Origin of the sequence: Shinella curvata (assembly GCF_022899935.1) — a bacterium.
In the GTDB taxonomy this organism is placed as follows: domain Bacteria; phylum Pseudomonadota; class Alphaproteobacteria; order Rhizobiales; family Rhizobiaceae; genus Shinella; species Shinella curvata.
Genome location: NZ_JALJCJ010000002.1, coordinates 674,568 through 691,228, shown reverse-complemented (window position 1 = coordinate 691,228; position 16,661 = coordinate 674,568). Strand labels below are relative to the sequence as shown.

Annotated in this window: 17 protein-coding genes; 11 read left to right on the top strand and 6 right to left on the bottom strand. The window is 63.0% G+C overall.

Annotated features, from left to right (window positions below; translation table 11 throughout):
* Positions 1 to 88: 88 nt before the first annotated feature.
* The 3 genes from MUU55_RS09415 to fabD all read right to left on the bottom strand — a co-directional run bounded on the left by MUU55_RS09415 (position 89) and on the right by fabD (position 2,315).
* Positions 89 to 325: an acyl carrier protein gene (locus tag MUU55_RS09415; protein ID WP_018327362.1), complete on the bottom strand. Its 237-nt coding sequence runs from the start codon at positions 323 to 325 to the stop codon at positions 89 to 91.
* Positions 326 to 609: 284 nt separating this feature from the next.
* The gene (gene fabG, locus MUU55_RS09410; protein ID WP_244760511.1) at positions 610 to 1,347 is read right to left on the bottom strand and encodes a 3-oxoacyl-[acyl-carrier-protein] reductase; all 738 of its coding nucleotides are present in this window, start codon (positions 1,345 to 1,347) and stop codon (positions 610 to 612) included.
* 23 nt (positions 1,348 to 1,370) lie between these two features.
* A complete protein-coding gene (gene fabD, locus MUU55_RS09405; protein WP_244760510.1) occupies positions 1,371 to 2,315 on the bottom strand; it encodes an ACP S-malonyltransferase in 945 nt (314 codons plus the stop codon).
* A 191-nt stretch (positions 2,316 to 2,506) separates the two neighbouring features.
* On the opposite strand from fabD, the gene MUU55_RS09400 reads away from it, so the two are divergent.
* Positions 2,507 to 3,550, top strand: coding sequence for an aldo/keto reductase (locus MUU55_RS09400; RefSeq protein WP_244760509.1), 1,044 nt, complete (start codon positions 2,507 to 2,509; stop codon positions 3,548 to 3,550).
* Positions 3,551 to 3,603: 53 nt separating this feature from the next.
* Here MUU55_RS09400 and MUU55_RS09395 read toward each other — a convergent pair whose 3' ends face one another.
* Together MUU55_RS09395 and MUU55_RS09390 are read right to left on the bottom strand one after the other, a co-directional pair.
* A complete protein-coding gene (locus MUU55_RS09395) occupies positions 3,604 to 4,077 on the bottom strand; it encodes a VOC family protein (protein WP_244760508.1) in 474 nt (157 codons plus the stop codon).
* Between the two features lie 165 nt (positions 4,078 to 4,242).
* Positions 4,243 to 4,614, bottom strand: a complete 372-nt coding sequence (locus tag MUU55_RS09390) for a hypothetical protein (protein WP_244760507.1) — start codon at positions 4,612 to 4,614, stop codon at positions 4,243 to 4,245.
* Between the two features lie 349 nt (positions 4,615 to 4,963).
* Here MUU55_RS09390 and rpsF point away from each other — a divergent pair, with 349 nt between their 5' ends.
* The 6 genes from rpsF (at position 4,964) to MUU55_RS09360 (ending at position 10,662) form a co-directional block, all read left to right on the top strand.
* Complete coding sequence (gene rpsF, locus MUU55_RS09385; RefSeq protein WP_117369405.1) at positions 4,964 to 5,416, top strand: 30S ribosomal protein S6; 453 nt, start codon at positions 4,964 to 4,966, stop codon at positions 5,414 to 5,416.
* A 24-nt stretch (positions 5,417 to 5,440) separates the two neighbouring features.
* On the top strand, positions 5,441 to 5,689 hold the full coding sequence (gene rpsR, locus MUU55_RS09380; protein ID WP_117369403.1) for a 30S ribosomal protein S18: 249 nt from the start codon (positions 5,441 to 5,443) through the stop codon (positions 5,687 to 5,689).
* A 219-nt stretch (positions 5,690 to 5,908) separates the two neighbouring features.
* Complete coding sequence (locus MUU55_RS09375; protein ID WP_244760506.1) at positions 5,909 to 6,883, top strand: YybS family protein; 975 nt, start codon at positions 5,909 to 5,911, stop codon at positions 6,881 to 6,883.
* Between the two features lie 23 nt (positions 6,884 to 6,906).
* On the top strand, positions 6,907 to 7,485 hold the full coding sequence (gene rplI / locus MUU55_RS09370) for a 50S ribosomal protein L9 (protein ID WP_244760505.1): 579 nt from the start codon (positions 6,907 to 6,909) through the stop codon (positions 7,483 to 7,485).
* Between the two features lie 203 nt (positions 7,486 to 7,688).
* Positions 7,689 to 8,975: a cyclopropane fatty acid synthase gene (locus MUU55_RS09365; RefSeq protein ID WP_244760504.1), complete on the top strand. Its 1,287-nt coding sequence runs from the start codon at positions 7,689 to 7,691 to the stop codon at positions 8,973 to 8,975.
* A gap of 187 nt (positions 8,976 to 9,162) precedes the next feature.
* Positions 9,163 to 10,662 carry a replicative DNA helicase gene (locus tag MUU55_RS09360; RefSeq protein WP_244760503.1) on the top strand — a complete coding sequence of 500 codons (1,500 nt, stop codon included), beginning with the start codon at positions 9,163 to 9,165 and terminating at the stop codon, positions 10,660 to 10,662.
* Positions 10,663 to 10,828: 166 nt separating this feature from the next.
* On the opposite strand, the gene MUU55_RS09355 is transcribed toward MUU55_RS09360, so the two are convergent.
* Entirely contained in the window at positions 10,829 to 11,335 is a 507-nt protein-coding gene (locus MUU55_RS09355; protein ID WP_244760502.1) for a hypothetical protein, read from the bottom strand.
* 200 nt (positions 11,336 to 11,535) lie between these two features.
* On the opposite strand from MUU55_RS09355, the gene alr reads away from it, so the two are divergent.
* The 4 genes from alr to purF all read left to right on the top strand — a co-directional run bounded on the left by alr (position 11,536) and on the right by purF (position 16,661).
* Positions 11,536 to 12,705 (top strand): alanine racemase, encoded by a 1,170-nt coding sequence (gene alr, locus MUU55_RS09350; RefSeq protein WP_244760501.1) that lies wholly within the window; start codon positions 11,536 to 11,538, stop codon positions 12,703 to 12,705.
* A gap of 75 nt (positions 12,706 to 12,780) precedes the next feature.
* The gene (gene radA, locus MUU55_RS09345; RefSeq protein WP_244760500.1) at positions 12,781 to 14,184 is read left to right on the top strand and encodes a DNA repair protein RadA; all 1,404 of its coding nucleotides are present in this window, start codon (positions 12,781 to 12,783) and stop codon (positions 14,182 to 14,184) included.
* A 142-nt stretch (positions 14,185 to 14,326) separates the two neighbouring features.
* The gene (locus MUU55_RS09340; protein ID WP_244760499.1) at positions 14,327 to 14,974 is read left to right on the top strand and encodes a CvpA family protein; all 648 of its coding nucleotides are present in this window, start codon (positions 14,327 to 14,329) and stop codon (positions 14,972 to 14,974) included.
* Between the two features lie 193 nt (positions 14,975 to 15,167).
* Positions 15,168 to 16,661, top strand: a complete 1,494-nt coding sequence (gene purF, locus MUU55_RS09335; protein WP_244760498.1) for an amidophosphoribosyltransferase — start codon at positions 15,168 to 15,170, stop codon at positions 16,659 to 16,661.

Genomic DNA, 16,661 nt, shown 5'->3' with positions numbered 1-16,661 from the left:
AATTCTATGTCTTTGCCCCAAGAGGAGGTAGGCCTCCGGGAGGAGACCGGGACGGGCCGCCGGATCAGCGGCCCGCCGGTATCGATGATTAGGCCTGGGCCTTCTCGATGAACTTGACGGCGTCGCCGACCGTCAGGATCGAGTCAGCGGCATCATCCGGGATCTCGACGCCGAACTCTTCTTCGAAGGCCATGACCAGTTCGACGGTGTCGAGCGAGTCCGCGCCAAGGTCATCGATGAAGCTTGCGCCTTCGCTGACCTTTTCGGCGTCAACGCCCAGATGATCAATGACAATTTTCTTTACGCGTTCTGCTACGTCGCTCATGTCGGATTCCTCGACCTTTGTTTTTTTGATCGGCGCCTTTCACAGCGCCGGGCACTCAACACGCCCGATATGCCTCAAGAACATATCCGGCAATCTCTTCAACCGGCAATGCGGCATCGGCGATACTGTTCCATACCACGCGATTGCACAGGCATTTGCCCGTCGACTGCTGACAGTCATGGCCCGATTAACACGGTTTAAGTCTGCCGCAAAGTCCGAAAATGGCCGGTGCACCAGCGGTCAACATGCAATTCATGCCGGCCCGCTGGGGCATTTCGTCCACCTTAGATCATCGCCATGCCGCCGTTCACATGCAGCGTCTGGCCCGTCATGTAGGATGCTTCCGACGACGCGAGGTAGGCGACGGCGGACGCGACTTCCGTGCCGGTGCCCATGCGCTTCATGGGAATGGCCCCCATGATCGCTTCCTTCTGCTTGTCGTTCAGCTTGCCGGTCATCGCGCTTTCGATGAAGCCCGGCGCCACGCAGTTGACGGTGACGTTGCGGGTCGCGATTTCCTGGGCGAGCGACTTGGTGAAGCCGATCATGCCCGCCTTGGAGGCGCAGTAGTTCGCCTGGCCCGGATTGCCGGTGACGCCGACGACAGAGGTGATGTTGATGATACGGCCATAACGGCGGCGCATCATCGGGTGGGTCAGCTCGCGCGTCAGGCGGAAGACGGCCGTGAGGTTCACTTCGAGAACGGCATCCCAGTCGTCATCGCTCATGCGCACGAACAGGCCGTCCTTGGTGATGCCGGCATTGTTCACGAGGATATCAACGCCGCCGAGTTCGGCTTCGGCCTTCTCGCCGAGCGCCTTGACTTCGGCGCGATCGGAGAGGTTCGCGGGGAAGATCTGGACGCGTTCGCCGAACTCGTTGGCGAGCGTTTCGAGCTTTTCGACGCGGGTGCCGTGCAGGCCGACGATGGCGCCCTGAGCGTGCAGGATGCGGGCGATCTCCTCGCCGATGCCGCCGGATGCGCCGGTAACCAGTGCCTTGCGGCCGGAAAGATCAAACATGGGTGCGTTCCTTATAGAAGAGATCAGCCGAGGAGTGCTGCAAGCGCACTGTCGATATCGGTGGGCGTGTTGATGGCGATGCCGGTGACGGACTTGTCGATGCGGCGCGCAAGGCCGGTCAGCACCTTGCCGGAGCCGACTTCGTACAGCGTCGTCACATCGTTCTTGCCGAACCATTCGACCGTCTCGCGCCAGCGCACCTGACCAGTGACCTGCTCGACGAGCAGGCGAACGATCTCCTGCGGATCGCTGACCGGGGCGGCGCGCACATTGGCGATGATAGGCACAACCGGAGCCTTGGCCTCGACGGCAGCGAGCGCCTCGCGCATGGCATCGGCGGCCGGCGCCATCAGGGCGGAATGGAAGGGTGCGGAGACCGACAGCATCAGCGCGCGCTTGGCGCCCTTTTCTGTCGCGAGACGGGCTGCGACCTCGACGGCCGGCTTGGAGCCGGAAATGACGAGCTGGCCGCCGCCATTGTCGTTGGCGATCTGGCACGAGCCGCCCTTGGAAGCTTCCTGACAGATGGCTTCGACATCTGCCTGTTCCAGGCCGATGATCGCCGCCATGGCGCCCTCGCCGACCGGAACGGCCGACTGCATGGCATTGCCGCGAATGCGCAGGAGGCGCGCGGTATCCGCGAGCGAGAAGGTGCCGGCGGCGCAGAGTGCGGAATATTCGCCGAGCGAGTGACCGGCGACGTAAGCGACCTTGTCCTTCAGCGACAGGCCGCGCGCTTCCAGCACACGCATGACGGCAATGGATACGGCCATCAGTGCCGGCTGGGCATTGGCCGTCAGCGTCAGCGTCTCCTCGGGACCATCGTACATAATGGTGGAAAGCTTCTGGCCGAGGGCCTCGTCGACTTCGGCGAAAACGGCACGCGCTTCCGGGAAGGCGTCGGCGAGTTCCTTGCCCATGCCAACGGCCTGGCTGCCCTGGCCGGGGAAGGTGAATGCTACGCTCATAGGGGTTTCTCCCGTCTTCTGTTTCCTTTTCCATTCACATTCCGGCCTGCCAAGTCAAGGCATTGCGCCATGAAGCGCTCTCCCCGGCCCGTCCTTTGCCAGGCCTTGCACAGGGAATCGCACCCGCCGTCTTGCACTTCGCGGGAAGCCGCCTACATTCGCGCGGTTCCCACAAAAGGATTTTCCCTCCCATGAAATACAATCCGCTCGGCAGGACCGGCATGAGCGTGTCGGAGATCTGCCTCGGCACCATGACCTGGGGATCGCAGAACAGCGAGCAGGAAGCCCAAGACCAGCTCGACTACGCGTTCTCTCAAGGCGTCAACTTCATCGATACCGCAGAACTTTATCCCACGACGCCGCTCTCGCCGGAAACCTATGGCGATACCGAACGCTTCATCGGCAACTGGATGACGGCGCGCGGCAACCGCGACAAGGTCATCCTCGCCACCAAGGTCGCCGGCCCCGGCCGTCCCTATATTCGCGGCGGCGCACCGATGAGCCGCAAGGGCATCCTGGAGGCGATCGACGACAGCCTGCAGCGCCTGAAGACCGACTATGTCGATCTCTACCAGCTGCACTGGCCGAACCGCGGGCACTACCATTTCCGCAACGCCTGGAGCTACGAGCCGGCCAAGCAGGACCGCGAAAAGGTCTCCGCCGAGATCGAGGAAGTCCTCGATTCCATCGGCGAGATCGTCAAGGCAGGCAAGGTCCGCGCGCTCGGCCTCTCAAACGACACGGCCTGGGGCACGATGCGCATGCTGCGGCTCGCCGAGGAGAAGGGCCTGCCGCGCGTCGCCTCGATCCAGAACGAGTACAATCTGCTCTACCGGACCTACGATCTCGACCTCGCGGAGCTGTCGCACCACGAGGATATCGGTCTGCTGGCCTATTCGCCGCTCGCCGCCGGCCTTCTCACCGGCAAGTATCTCGACGGAGCCAAGCCCGAGGGATCGCGCATGACGAAAAACGGCGATCTCGGCGGGCGTTACCAGCCGCTGCAGGAGCCGGCCGTCAAGGCCTATGTCGAGCTTGCGAGGGAAACCGGCATCGACCCCGCACAGATGGCGCTGGCCTTCTGCCTGACACGGCCCTTCATGGCCTCGGTCATCATCGGCGCGACGTCGATGGAGCAGCTGAAGACCAATATAGCGGCGAAGGACATGACGCTTTCGGCCGAAGTGCTCGAGGGTATCGCGCGGATCCACCGGCAGTATCCGGCGCCGATCTGACACGAAACGGAGGCGAAACGGACTGCCGTTCCGCCTCCCTATCGACATATGCTTCAGCCGCGCCGGGCAGCCTCGATTGCGGCGACGTCGATCTTCTTCATCGTCATCATGGCATCAAAGGCGCGCTTGGCCTCGCCGCCGCCGGCGGCAAGAGCCTCCATGAGCGTGCGCGGCGTGATCTGCCAGGAAATGCCCCATTTGTCCTTGCACCAGCCGCACTCGCTTTCCTGACCGCCGTTGCCGACGATCGCATTCCAGTAGCGGTCCGTCTCCTCCTGATTCTCTGTCGAGATCTGGAAGGAAAACGCCTCGTTATGCTTGAAGGTCGGGCCACCGTTCAATCCGATGCACGACACGCCGGCAACAGTGAAGCCCACGACGAGGACGTCGCCTTGCCTGCCGTCGGGATAGTCGCCAGGGGCGCGCGTGATCTCGCCCACCGCGCTATCGGGAAACGTTTCGGCATAGAAGCGGGCAGCCGCTTCAGCATCCTTGTCGAACCACAGGCAGATTGTGTTCTTCGGCATTGGTATATCCTCCTACTCTGTTTGCCAGGCCGTTCGAGGACGGCCGATGCCTGGAAGACGCGCCATCCTCCGGCAAGCCGACATCGTGTTTGAAAAATAATGCGGAAAGCCAAAAAGAAACCCGCCGTTTCCGGCGGGTTTCCAGTCGTGCCCATGCGGGTGACGTTAAGGCGTGGTCGTGGTTGCGCCGCCACCTTCGGCCGGCTGCTGACCGCCGCTTGGCTGGGTCTCCAGCGTCTGCGTGCCGCCCGTTGCGCCGCCGGTCTGACCTTCGGTTGCAGTGCCGCCGGCCGGAGCCGTGTCCTGCGTGCCGATGGCAGAGGTGTTGGCATTCGGATCGACGCCGTCACCCGGCGTTCCGCTGCCGACGAAATAGAAGATACCCACCGCGACGAGCACGGCGAGAATTACGGCAACTGCCCAGCCGCCTGTGCCACTACCGCCATTGCTGGCGTTGACGACGGTCGGGCCGCGATCATCCACCGGAGGCGTATAACGATCTTCCGGGGGACGATTGACGAGGTTTGGGTCCTGCATGTCGGTCACTCCATCTGGTTGGATCGGGGAGGAAAACGCGGCACTTCCAATTTGGTTCCAGCCCCTTTCCCGAAACGGAACACAGCTTTCTGGCCCCTGCCCTTGCCTTCCGGTGAAAAATCCGTATAAGCGCGCTGTTCAACACACCCGGTCAATCGGCTGGTGGCTGAACGGAGGGCCGGCAAATCCTCAAAGATCTGCCGTTTGGAGCCAAGGGCTCCGGCCTCCCGTGTCTCCGCTCTCGACCGTCTGGATTAACGCTTTTCTTGCTTTCGGCCTCGCGCCTTTGAGAACTGTCGTTGAGGCTTGGCGCCGGTTTCGGGTGTAAACGCAAGAAAGGCAAAGCCACATGGCTCTTTATGAACACGTATTCCTGGCGCGCCAGGATGTGTCCGCCCAGCAGGTCGACGCTCTCGTCGAGCAGTACAAGGGCGTTATCGAATCGTTCGGCGGCAAGGTTGGCCGCGTCGAGAACTGGGGCCTCAAGTCCCTCACCTACCGCATCAAGAAGAACCGCAAGGCTCACTATGCGCTGATGGACATCGACGCTCCGGCTGCTGCGATCCACGAAGTCGAGCGCCAGATGCGCATCAACGAAGACATCCTTCGTTACATGACCATCGCTGTTGAAGCGCACGAAGAAGGCCCGTCGGCCATGATGCAGAAGCGTGACCGCGACGACCGTCCGCGCCGCGAAGGCGACGACCGTGGCCCGCGCCGCGACTTCGGCGACCGTCCGCGCCGCGACTTCGGCGACCGCCCGCCGCGTGGCGACCGTCCGGCCCGCGAAGACCGCGCGTAATCGAAGCAGAAGGAGATTTTTGATATGGCTGATGTTTCTTCCGCTCCGGCACGCCGTCCGTTCCACCGCCGCCGCAAGACCTGCCCCTTCTCGGGCGCAAACGCTCCGAAGATCGACTACAAGGACGTTCGTCTTCTCTCGCGCTACATTTCCGAGCGCGGCAAGATCGTTCCGTCCCGCATCACGGCCGTTTCCCAGAAGAAGCAGCGCGAACTCGCCCAGGCGATCAAGCGCGCCCGCTTCCTCGGCCTGCTGCCCTACGTCGTAGCGTAAGCTGCTGACTCTGCGGCCTGACTCAACGTCAGATCGCGAGCCTTGACTCCGGGGAAGACGGTTTCCGCCTTCCCCATTTCCCTTCCGCGTTGGGCGCGGATCGGATCCGCCGGTATTCTCCCGATCTCGGGTGAGACCAAAACCCCATGTTGGGGAGACAGTCCTGAATCAATGTCTCAGGAACCTCCTCTAACTGTCTGATCAGACAGGACAGCGACCTTGAAGACCCTGACGCCAACCACGATTGCGACCGGCCTCGTTGCCGGTGTGACCGCCGCTCTGCTGTCGCTGAGCGCGAATGCGCAGTCGTCGCTTGCGATCGTGCTTTACGCTGCGTCCGCCCTTCCCATTCTGATTGCCGGCCTCGGCTGGGGCAATGCCAGCGCCTTCATCGCCGTCGTCGCCGGCGGTATCACCGCGTCCGCCCTCGTCTCGTCGAATTTCGCCGCGCTGATCGTGCTGATCACGCTGATCCCGGCTGGCTGGCTTTCCAACCTCGCGAACCTCGCCCGCCCGGCTTCCGAACTCGGCGGCCCGGAAAACGCGCTCGCCTGGTATCCGCTGTCAAACATCCTCGCCCATCTCGCCATCATGGTGACGCTTGGCATGATCGCAGTCGGCGCGATCGTCGGCTACAGCGATGAAATGGCCGGCGCGCTCGTCGATATCGTGATCGAGACGCTGAAGGCGCAGGAACCGCTCTACAATCCCGATGCCGCGGCCATCGCCCAGCTGAAGAGCGTGTTCTCGCTGGCGCTGCCGCTCGTCCAGGGCGCGCTCTGGGTCTTCCTGCTGTTTGCCGCCTATTACATCGCGACGTTCATCGTGCGCGTTTCCGGCAAGGGTCTTCGCCCGCGCGAAGACATGCCTTCGACGCTGCGCATGCACCGCAATGCAATCTTCTTCTTTCTCGCCGGTCTCGTCCTCACCTTCATGGGCGGCGTACCGGCGATCATCGGCGCGCTCGTCTGCGGCACCTTCGGGGCCGGTTTCGTGCTTGCCGGCTTCGCGAGCCTGCATTTCAAGACGCGCGGCAAGCCGTGGCGGCTGATTGCCCTGTGGTTCGCCTACATCTCGGTATTGCTCTTCACGATACCGGTCTTCGTCATCCTCCTCATGGGCCTGATGGATACGCGGCGCGCCATTGCGCTGACGCCCGCAGGCCCGGCGGACAAGAAAAACCAGAACATCTGAGACTCAACGAAAGGAACTCTAAAATGGACGTCATTCTCCTCGAACGCATCGCCAAGCTTGGCCAGATGGGCGAAACCGTCAAGGTTCGCGACGGCTTTGCCCGTAACTACCTGCTGCCGCTCGGCAAGGCGCTGCGCGCCAACGAAGCCAACAAGAAGCGTTTCGAATCCGAGCGTGCAACGCTCGAAGCCCGTAACCTCGAGCGCAAGTCGGAAGCCCAGACGGTTGCCGAAAAGCTCGACGGCAAGTCCTTCGTCATCGTCCGCTCGGCTGGCGAAACCGGCCAGCTGTACGGCTCCGTCGCTGCCCGCGACGTGATCGAAGCTCTCGCTGCCGAAGGCTTCAACGTCGGCCGCAACCAGGTCGAACTGAACACCCCGATCAAGGCCATCGGCCTGCACAAGGTCGTGCTGCACCTGCATGCCGAAGTCGAAATCTCGGTCGAAGTCAACGTTGCCCGTTCGGCTGAAGAAGCCGAGCGCCAGTCGAAGGGCGAAAGCCTGACCTCGGCCGACGCCATCTACGGCGTTGACGAAGACGCTCTGACGGCTGCCGACTTCTTCGACCCGGAAGCTGACGGCGTCGAAGAAGACGACGCATAATATCCGCTTATCGGATGGTTGCAGAACGGGCCGGCTTTTGCCGGCCCGTTTCGTTTTGGGGGCCAAAAAGCACGGGTTGAAATCCCGATTTTCGCATCAATATTTATAGATCGTTAGACTGGATTGGCGGTTGGGCCGCTTTCAGGCCGGTTTCCGACCAGACCCGTTTCCGCCAGATTTTTAAGCGTGACGGAGTTTAGCGAATGAAATTCATTGTGCAGACATTGGTTTCCCGCCTCGTCGAGACCGGCAACCTTAAAATCACCTATCCCGACGGCAGCAGCCAGACCTTCGGCGATGGCACCGGAAACGCGGTGCATGTGCGTCTCAATACCCGCAAAGCCGTGTGGGGCATCGCTGTCGATCCGGCCTATTATCTCGGCCATCACTACGGCACCGGCGATATCGATATCGTCGAGGGCGACATGTACGGCCTGCTGAAAACCGTCTTCACCGGCAATCCCGATTTCAAATATTACGACACCGGCTGGAACCGCCTGCTGGAGCGCATACGCTATGTGTTCCGCTGGGTGCGGGAGAAGAACAGCGTGGTACGCTCGCGCCGCAACGTGCAGCACCACTACGATCTGACCGGCGCGCTCTATGATCTGTTCCTCGATCAGGACCGGCAATATTCCTGCGCCTATTTCGAGCATCCCGACCAGACGCTGGATGACGCCCAGCTTGCCAAGAAGCGGCACATCGCCGCCAAGCTCAACATCAACAGGCCGGGCCAGAGCGTGCTCGACATCGGCAGCGGCTGGGGCGGCATGGCGCTCTACCTTGCCCGCCAGGTCGGCGCGAAGGTGACCGGCGTCACGCTTTCGGACGAGCAGCATGCGCTGTCGGAAAGCCGGGCGCGGGATGCGGGCTTGACCGAGGAGGTGAAATTCCTGTTGCAGGACTACCGCAATACCGAAGGCCCCTTCGACCGCATCGTCTCCGTCGGCATGTTCGAGCATGTCGGCCGGCCGAACTACCTCACCTTCTTCCGGAAGAGCGCCTCCCTGCTGAAACATGACGGCGTGATGCTGCTGCACACGATCGGCCGCACGGACAAACCGTCCGCTAACAATCCCTTCATCGAGAAATACATCTTTCCCGGCGGCTACATCCCTGCCCTTTCGGAGGTGATGCAGGCGGTGGAAAAGAGCGGGCTTGCAGTGACGGATGTGGAAATCCTCCGGCTTCACTATGCCGAGACGCTGCGTCACTGGCGCGAGCGCTTCATGGCGAAGCGCGACGAGGCGAAGGCGCTCTACGACGAGCAATTCTGTCGTATCTGGGAATTTTATCTCGCAGCGTCCGAGAGCGCCTTCCGCTGGCAGAATCTCGTCGTCTTCCAGCTTCAGCTCGCGCATGACCAGGAGGCTGTGCCTCTGACGCGCGGCTATATCGGCCGCGGCGAGGATTGTCTGAAGGCGCATGAGAGCAATCCGAAAGGCGACAGGCGGGGCGCCCGCCAATTTCCGCAGGAGGCGTCGCTTTGAGATTCGGGACGTGAGTCAATCGAAAGCCTGTAGGCCCGGATGAATCCGGGCTTGCCGTGTCCGCGTCGCCTGTGGAAAAGTCTAACAACGGGTCTAACGGAGGGGCCGGAGCGGAAGCGCTTGACCCCTGGGGCCAAAGGAACCAAACCAGCGACCTTCGAAAACAGAGACGGGGAGATTCGGGACGATGAACGATGCCGTGCGCAAGCTCAGCCAGGCCGGTCGCGAGAACGCGGAGCTGCACCACCGCGAGGCACCGAACAACGTCGAAGCCGAACAGGCGCTGCTCGGCGCCATCCTCGTCAACAACGACGCCTATTACCGCGTCTCGGACTTCTTGAAGCCGATCCATTTCAACGAGCCGCTGCACCGCAAGATCTACGAGCTGGCCGGCGACACGATCCGCATGGGCAAGATCGCCACGACGATCACGCTGAAGACGCACCTGCCGTCGGACGGCAAGGTCGGCGATCTCACCATCCCGCAATATCTCGCGCGCCTCGCCGCCGAAGCCGTGACGATCATCAACGCGGAAGACTATGGCCGCGCGATCTATGACCTCGCGCTGCGCCGTTCGCTGATCAATATCGGCGAGGACATGGTCAACATCGCCTATGACGCGCCTCTGGACATGCCGCCGCAGACCCAGATCGAGGATGCCGAGCGCCGCCTGTTCGAACTGGCCGAAACCGGCCGCTACGACGGCGGTTTCCAATCGTTCAACGATGCGGTTGCACTCGCCATCGACATGGCCGGCCAGGCTTTCGAGCGCGACGGTTCGCTGTCGGGTATTTCCACCGGCATCCATTCGCTCGATGGCCGCATGGGCGGCCTGCAGCGCTCCGACTTGATCGTGCTTGCCGGACGCCCCGGCATGGGCAAGACCTCGCTTGCCACCAACATCGCCTATAACATCGCCGCGGCCTACGAGCCGGAAGTGCAGGCGGACGGTTCGTTCAAGGCGAAGAACGGCGGCGTCGTCGGCTTCTACTCACTCGAAATGTCGTCCGAACAGCTCGCCACGCGTATCATCTCCGAGCAGACGGAAGTCTCGTCGTCAAAAATCCGCCGCGGTGACATTTCCGAGGCCGATTTCGAAAAGCTCGTCGCCTGCAGCCAAATGATGCAGAAGGTGCCGCTCTATATCGACCAGACCGGTGGTATCTCGATTGCCCAGTTGTCCGCCCGCGCGCGCCGTCTCAAGCGCCAGCGCGGCCTCGATTGCCTCGTGGTGGACTATATTCAGCTCATGACCGGCTCGGGCAAATCCAGCGACAACCGCGTGCAGGAAATCACGCAGATCACCACGGGCTTGAAGGCACTCGGCAAGGAATTGAACGTGCCGATCATCGCGCTCTCCCAGCTCTCCCGTCAGGTGGAAAGCCGCGAGGACAAGCGCCCGCAACTCTCCGACCTTCGTGAATCCGGTTCGATCGAACAGGACGCCGACGTGGTGCTCTTCGTGTTCCGTGAGGAATATTACGTGAAGAACCTCGAGCCGCGCGACGAGTTCGATCCGAAATATGAGGAATGGAAGATGAAGTTCGAGGCCGTGAAGGGCACGGCCGACGTCATCATCGCCAAGCAGCGTCACGGACCGACCGGCACCGTAAAACTCGCCTTCCAGTCGGAGTTCACCCGCTTCACCGACCTGGCGGATCCGTCGTTCACGCAGTACGAGCATTGAGGATTGAGGACGCGGACGGTACTGTTCGCGCCGTGTCCGTATGCTACGTCAGGCCACCACACCCACCGACATCATCCTCGGGTCGAGCCCGAAGATGACGGAGGAGAGGGCGGCGTCATAAAAAGAGCGCGGCATGCGCTGCAGCGGAGAAGCGCCCGACGCCTTCCTACTTCTTGACAAAAGCCGGCGCCTTGCAAACATCCGCCACGATGGCGAGCGCCTTGTGGCCGCGCTCTTTCTCCCCCTTGTCCGCCATGGTGAGGTCCAGCCGGTCGGAACACATGTCGTCCGATGCACTGCTTTGCCCCGACAGCGACATGCGGCTCGAACAGTAGAGGCCGGGTCCCGTCAGCACGATCTGCTCCGCGGCGGGCGAATCGAAGGGGATCGGATTGACCTCGGCGATCATGTCGTCAACGGAGGCATAGGCCGTGACCGCGGTCACGCGGCTCAGATCGACGAGGCCCATCGTCAATGCCGCCCATTGTCCCGGAAATTGCAGCGCCGACGTGGTGCGCGCCCGGCAGGGCGCACCGGAGACTTCGAGGCGGGTTACCAGCCGCGGCGCATTGGGATTGTCGACGATCGAATAGTAGGTGTCGGCGCTTTCGTTGCGTTCCGGTTCGGCGCCATCCTGCGAGAGTCCGAGCAGCACGGCATGCGCATCGCGCATCTCGGCATCCGTCGGTCTATCTTGCGCATTTGCCGGCGTCTGGCATGCCAAAGCCAGGATCACCGCGATAAATGTCCTTGTTATACGCCGTCCCATGGTCTTTTCCTTTTTTGCGGGCACCATAGAGCCGCCCCCTGCCGGCGGCAATGCGGCCGAAGAGCGTATTGCCGCGACAGTCCACAGGCTGTAATTTCAGAACCATGAGCACGCATCACACTTCCTCTCGTCCCACCCTGCCCGTCGCCGGCGAGGATCATGCCCGCCTGACGGTCGACCTTTCGGCACTGGCCGACAACTGGCGCGCGATGGCGCGGCGCTCGGGTGCCGCGCGCACCGCCGCCGTGCTGAAGGCCGACGCCTATGGCATCGGGCTGGAACCTGCGGCAAAGACCTTCCACCATGCGGGCGCGCGCGATTTCTTCGTAGCGACCCCGGCCGAGGGGGTGGCCCTGCGTGGCGTGCTGCCGGATGTGCGCATCTATGTGCTGTCCGGCATGTGGGCCGGCTCCGAACGTCTTTTCTTCGAATTCGACCTCGTGCCCGTCATCGTCTCGGAAGAACAGCTCGTCGTGTTCATGGCGGCGATTGCCGATGGCGGCGACCTGCCCTGCGTGCTGCATGTCGATACCGGCATGAGCCGGCTTGGCCTGCGCGTCGAGGATGCGCTGGCGCTTGCCGACGACACGTCACGTCCCGCGAGCTTCTCGCCGCTCATGCTGCTCAGTCACCTCGCCTGCGCGGATGATCCGGGCCATCCGCTGAACCGCCAGCAGCTCCAGCGCTTCCGCAGCGTCGTGTCGGCCTTCGACGATATCGATGCGACGCTCGCCAATTCCGCCGGCATCTTCCTCGGCGAGGACTATCATTTCACCCTCACCCGCCCCGGTATCGCGCTCTATGGTGGCGCAGCCGTCAACGATGTGCCGAACCCGATGAAGCCGGTCGTGACCGCCGAGGCGCGCATCCTTCAGGTCCGCGACGCGAAGGCCGGCGAGAGCGTCAGCTACGGCGCCTCAACGGTGTTCACGCGCGACACGCGCATCGCGGTGGCCGCCCTCGGTTATGCCGACGGCTACATGCGCAGCCTCTCCGGCTCCGGCGTGCCGCTGCGCAAGGCCAACATTCCCGGCGCCAGCGGCGTGCTGCATGGCAGAACCGTACCGCTCATCGGCCGCGTGACCATGGACCTCACCCATTTCGACGTCACCGACCTGCCGGCCGGCAGCGTGCGTGCGGGCGATTTCATCGAGGTGTTCGGCCGCCACATGCCCATTCAGGACGTGGCGCTCGCCGGCGGCACGATCGACTACGAGCTGCTGACCAGCCTCGGCCGCCGTTATGAACGCCGCTATGAGGCCGTGAAAAAATAAACTCCGTTCCCGTTTTGTGCTATCAGTGTTTTTCGTGCTAAGGGCTTTCCGAATGATTCCGGAGAGCAAGTCCTGATGGCGAAGGCCCGCACCCAATTCATCTGCCAGAACTGCGGCACCGCGCATAACCGCTGGGTCGGAAAATGCGAGGGCTGCGGCGAGTGGAACACCGTCGTCGAGGAAGACCCGATGGGCGGCATCGGCTCTGGCCCCGGCAAGGTGCCGAAAAAAGGCCGGCCCGTCGCGCTGACGGCGCTGTCGGGCGAAATCGAGGAAGCCCCACGCATCCATACCGGCATCGGCGAGCTTGACCGGGCGACCGGCGGCGGCTTCGTGCGCGGCTCGGCCGTCCTGATCGGCGGCGATCCGGGAATCGGCAAGTCCACCCTTCTCATGCAGGCCGCCGCCGCCCTCTCCCGTCGCGGCCACCGCATCATCTACGTCTCGGGCGAAGAGGCCGTGGCGCAGGTGCGCCTGCGCGCGCAGCGCCTCCATGCCGCCGAGACCGACGTGCTGCTCGCCGCGGAAACCAATGTCGAGGATATCCTCGCGACGATCGGCGAAGGCAAGCGGCCGGACCTCGTCATCATCGATTCGATCCAGACGCTGTGGAGCGACACGGCGGACGCGGCACCCGGCACGGTGACCCAGGTGCGCACCGGCGTTCAGGCGATGATCCGCTTCGCCAAGCAGACGGGTGCCGCCATGGTGCTGGTCGGCCATGTCACCAAGGAAGGCCAGATCGCCGGCCCGCGCGTCGTCGAGCATATGGTCGATGCCGTGCTCTATTTCGAGGGCGATCGCGGCCATCACTACCGCATCCTGCGCACGGTGAAGAATCGTTTCGGCCCGACGGACGAGATCGGCGTCTTCGAAATGTCCGACAAGGGACTTCGCGAGGTTTCCAATCCGTCCGAACTCTTCCTCGGCGAGCGCAATTCGAAATCGCCGGGGGCGGCAGTCTTTGCCGGCATGGAAGGTACACGGCCCGTGCTCGTCGAAGTGCAGGCGCTGGTGGCGCCCACCTCGCTTGGCACGCCGCGCCGCGCCGTCCTCGGCTGGGATTCCGCGCGGCTTTCGATGATCCTCGCGGTGCTCGAGGCCCATTGCGGTGTGCGGCTCGGTCAACACGATGTTTACCTCAATGTGGCGGGCGGCTACCGCATCTCGGAGCCGGCAGCAGACCTTGCGGTCGCCTCCGCGCTCGTTTCCTCGCTTGCCGGTCTTGCCCTTCCCGCCGATTGCGTCTATTTCGGCGAAGTCAGCCTGTCGGGCGCCATTCGCCCGGTGGCGCACACCGCCCAGCGCCTCAAGGAGGCGGAAAAACTGGGTTTTTCGCAGGCCGTCCTGCCCGCCGGTTCCGCCGATCTGCCCAAGGGCGCCGGCAGCCGCTGGAGCGAGATCGACAGCCTGCCGGATCTGGTGGCGCGCATTGCCGGATCGAAACGCGCCCTCAAGCGGGAAGACGAAGACGTCTGACGGCCTTCGATACGCATAAAGCCCTGTGGGAAACGCGGGTTTTGAACGTACCGAACCGGGACGGCAAAGACGCCTTCCGCTAATGTGCGCTCCGCACGGGACGTGGGGTCTGGCGACATTTCGGGTTTGGAGTAGGACGAACATGCCCATCACAATTCTCGACGGTATCGTCATCGGCGTGGCGCTGTTTTCCGCCGTGCTGGCGATGGTGCGCGGTTTCTCGCGCGAGGTACTGTCCGTCGCAAGCTGGGTGGGTGCCGCGGCAGCCGCCTATTTCCTCTATCCGGTGCTTCTGCCTTACGCGAAGGACTATACGACGAGCGACACCGTCGCGATGGTCGGCTCGGCCGGCGCCGTGTTCCTCGTCGCGCTGATCGTGATCTCCTTCATCACCATGCGGATTGCCGATTTCATCATCGACAGCCGCATCGGCGCGCTCGACCGCACGCTGGGCTTCCTGTTCGGTGCCGCGCGCGGCATTCTGCTCGTTGTGGTCGCCATGCTGTTCTTCAACTGGCTGGTCGCGCCGCAGCAGCAGCCGCCGTGGGTCACGACGGCGAAGTCGAAGCCGCTTCTCGACAATCTCGGCGCGCGCCTCATCGCGTTGCTGCCCGAGGATGCCGATGCCACGATCATCGACCGCCTGCGCGGCAAGCCGGCCGAAGGTGCGCCGGCGACGGGCGAAGGCAGCACGACGGAAGACCCGGATGGCGCCGCCACTGACACGGGCACCGGCACGGGTGGTGCCGACCAGGCACCGGCGGAAGAAATACCCGCCACGAACGGATAAAACGATCAGGGGAGCCGCCGCTCGCGAAATTTGACGAGGGCAGGCTCCCCGATTTTTTGGTAGGATAGACCATCAGCCACTGACGCTTCCGGGCCTCGGTGGCAAATGCTTTCGGCCATACCCATATGGGCATGGCCGGCACCCGACGACGACCCGTGCAACCTCCTATGGTCCCGAGCAAAGGCTTGCAGCAATGAGCGATTTCCTGTTCCCCGGCCGCCACGACGACGATCTCGATGGCGATACGCTTCACGAAGAGTGCGGCGTCTTCGGCATTCTCGGCCATCCGGATGCCGCGACGCTGACGGCGCTCGGCCTGCATGCGCTTCAGCATCGCGGCCAGGAAGCGGCCGGCATCGTGTCCTTCGACGGCAAGCAGTTCCACACCGAAAAGCATATGGGCCTTGTCGGCGACCACTACACCAACCCGGCGACGCTGGCGAAACTGCCCGGCACCATCGCCGTCGGCCACACGCGCTATTCCACGACGGGCGAAGTGGCGCTACGCAACGTTCAGCCGCTCTTTGCCGAACTGGAAGTCGGCGGCATCGCCGTCGCCCACAACGGCAACTTCACCAACGGTCTGACGCTGCGGCGCCAGCTGATTGCCGGTGGCGCGATCTGTCAGTCGACCTCCGACACGGAAGTCGTTCTCCACCTCATCGCCCGCTCGCGCTACACGAACACGACCGACCGCTTCATCGACGCCATCCGCCAGATGGAAGGCGGCTATTCGATGCTCGGCATCACCCGCACCAAGCTGATCGCCGCCCGCGATCCCACGGGCATCCGTCCGCTGGTCATGGGTGAACTCGACGGCAAGCCGATCTTCGCGTCCGAAACCTGCGCCCTCGACATCATCGGTGCCAAGTTCATTCGTGACGTCGAGAACGGCGAGATCATCGTCTGTGAAATCCAGCCGGACGGCTCGATCACCATCGAGGCGAAGAAGTCGGGCAATGCGCAGCCGGAACGGCTCTGCCTGTTCGAATATGTCTATTTTGCCCGTCCGGACTCGGTCGTCGGCGGCCGCAGCGTCTATGTCGCGCGCAAGAACATGGGCATCAACCTCGCCAAGGAACATCCGGTCGAGGGCGACGTGGTCGTGCCGGTGCCGGACGGCGGCACGCCGGCGGCGCTCGGCTATGCCCAGGAGAGCGGTATTCCCTTCGAATACGGCATCATCCGCAACCACTATGTCGGCCGCACCTTCATCGAGCCGACGCAGCAGATCCGCGCCTTCGGCGTGAAGCTGAAACATTCGGCCAACCGCGCGATGATCGCCGGCAAGCGCGTCATCCTCGTTGACGATTCCATCGTGCGCGGCACGACCTCGCTGAAGATCGTGCAGATGATCCGCGATGCCGGCGCCAAGGAAGTGCATATCCGCGTCGCCAGCCCGATGATCTTCTACCCGGATTTCTACGGCATCGACACGCCCGACCGCGACAAGCTGCTTGCCAACCAGTACAATGACGTCAAGGCGATGGCGAAATATATCGGCGCGGATTCACTGGAGTTCATCTCCATCGACGGCCTCTATCGCGCCGTCGGCGGCGAGGATCGCAACCCGGCCCGGCCGCAGTTTACCGACCATTACTTCACCGGCGACTATCCGACGCGCCTCCTTGACAAGGAAGGCGAGACGATGGGACGGAAGGTCTCAGTCATGGCTAGCAACGGATAA

Bases quoted from the DNA above. Each gene is read 5' to 3' on its own strand.
- MUU55_RS09415 (WP_018327362.1), bottom strand. From the start codon at position 325: ATGAGCGACGTAGCAGAACGCGTAAAGAAAATTGTCATTGATCATCTG.
- fabG (WP_244760511.1), bottom strand. From the start codon at position 1,347: ATGTTTGATCTTTCCGGCCGCAAGGCACTGGTTACCGGCGCATCCGGC.
- fabD (WP_244760510.1), bottom strand. From the start codon at position 2,315: ATGAGCGTAGCATTCACCTTCCCCGGCCAGGGCAGCCAGGCCGTTGGC.
- MUU55_RS09400 (WP_244760509.1), top strand. From the start codon at position 2,507: ATGAAATACAATCCGCTCGGCAGGACCGGCATGAGCGTGTCGGAGATC.
- MUU55_RS09395 (WP_244760508.1), bottom strand. From the start codon at position 4,077: ATGCCGAAGAACACAATCTGCCTGTGGTTCGACAAGGATGCTGAAGCG.
- MUU55_RS09390 (WP_244760507.1), bottom strand. From the start codon at position 4,614: ATGCAGGACCCAAACCTCGTCAATCGTCCCCCGGAAGATCGTTATACG.
- rpsF (WP_117369405.1), top strand. From the start codon at position 4,964: ATGGCTCTTTATGAACACGTATTCCTGGCGCGCCAGGATGTGTCCGCC.
- rpsR (WP_117369403.1), top strand. From the start codon at position 5,441: ATGGCTGATGTTTCTTCCGCTCCGGCACGCCGTCCGTTCCACCGCCGC.
- rplI (WP_244760505.1), top strand. From the start codon at position 6,907: ATGGACGTCATTCTCCTCGAACGCATCGCCAAGCTTGGCCAGATGGGC.
- MUU55_RS09365 (WP_244760504.1), top strand. From the start codon at position 7,689: ATGAAATTCATTGTGCAGACATTGGTTTCCCGCCTCGTCGAGACCGGC.
- MUU55_RS09360 (WP_244760503.1), top strand. From the start codon at position 9,163: ATGAACGATGCCGTGCGCAAGCTCAGCCAGGCCGGTCGCGAGAACGCG.
- MUU55_RS09355 (WP_244760502.1), bottom strand. From the start codon at position 11,335: ATGCGCGATGCGCATGCCGTGCTGCTCGGACTCTCGCAGGATGGCGCC.
- alr (WP_244760501.1), top strand. From the start codon at position 11,536: ATGAGCACGCATCACACTTCCTCTCGTCCCACCCTGCCCGTCGCCGGC.
- radA (WP_244760500.1), top strand. From the start codon at position 12,781: ATGGCGAAGGCCCGCACCCAATTCATCTGCCAGAACTGCGGCACCGCG.
- MUU55_RS09340 (WP_244760499.1), top strand. From the start codon at position 14,327: ATGCCCATCACAATTCTCGACGGTATCGTCATCGGCGTGGCGCTGTTT.
- purF (WP_244760498.1), top strand. From the start codon at position 15,168: ATGAGCGATTTCCTGTTCCCCGGCCGCCACGACGACGATCTCGATGGC.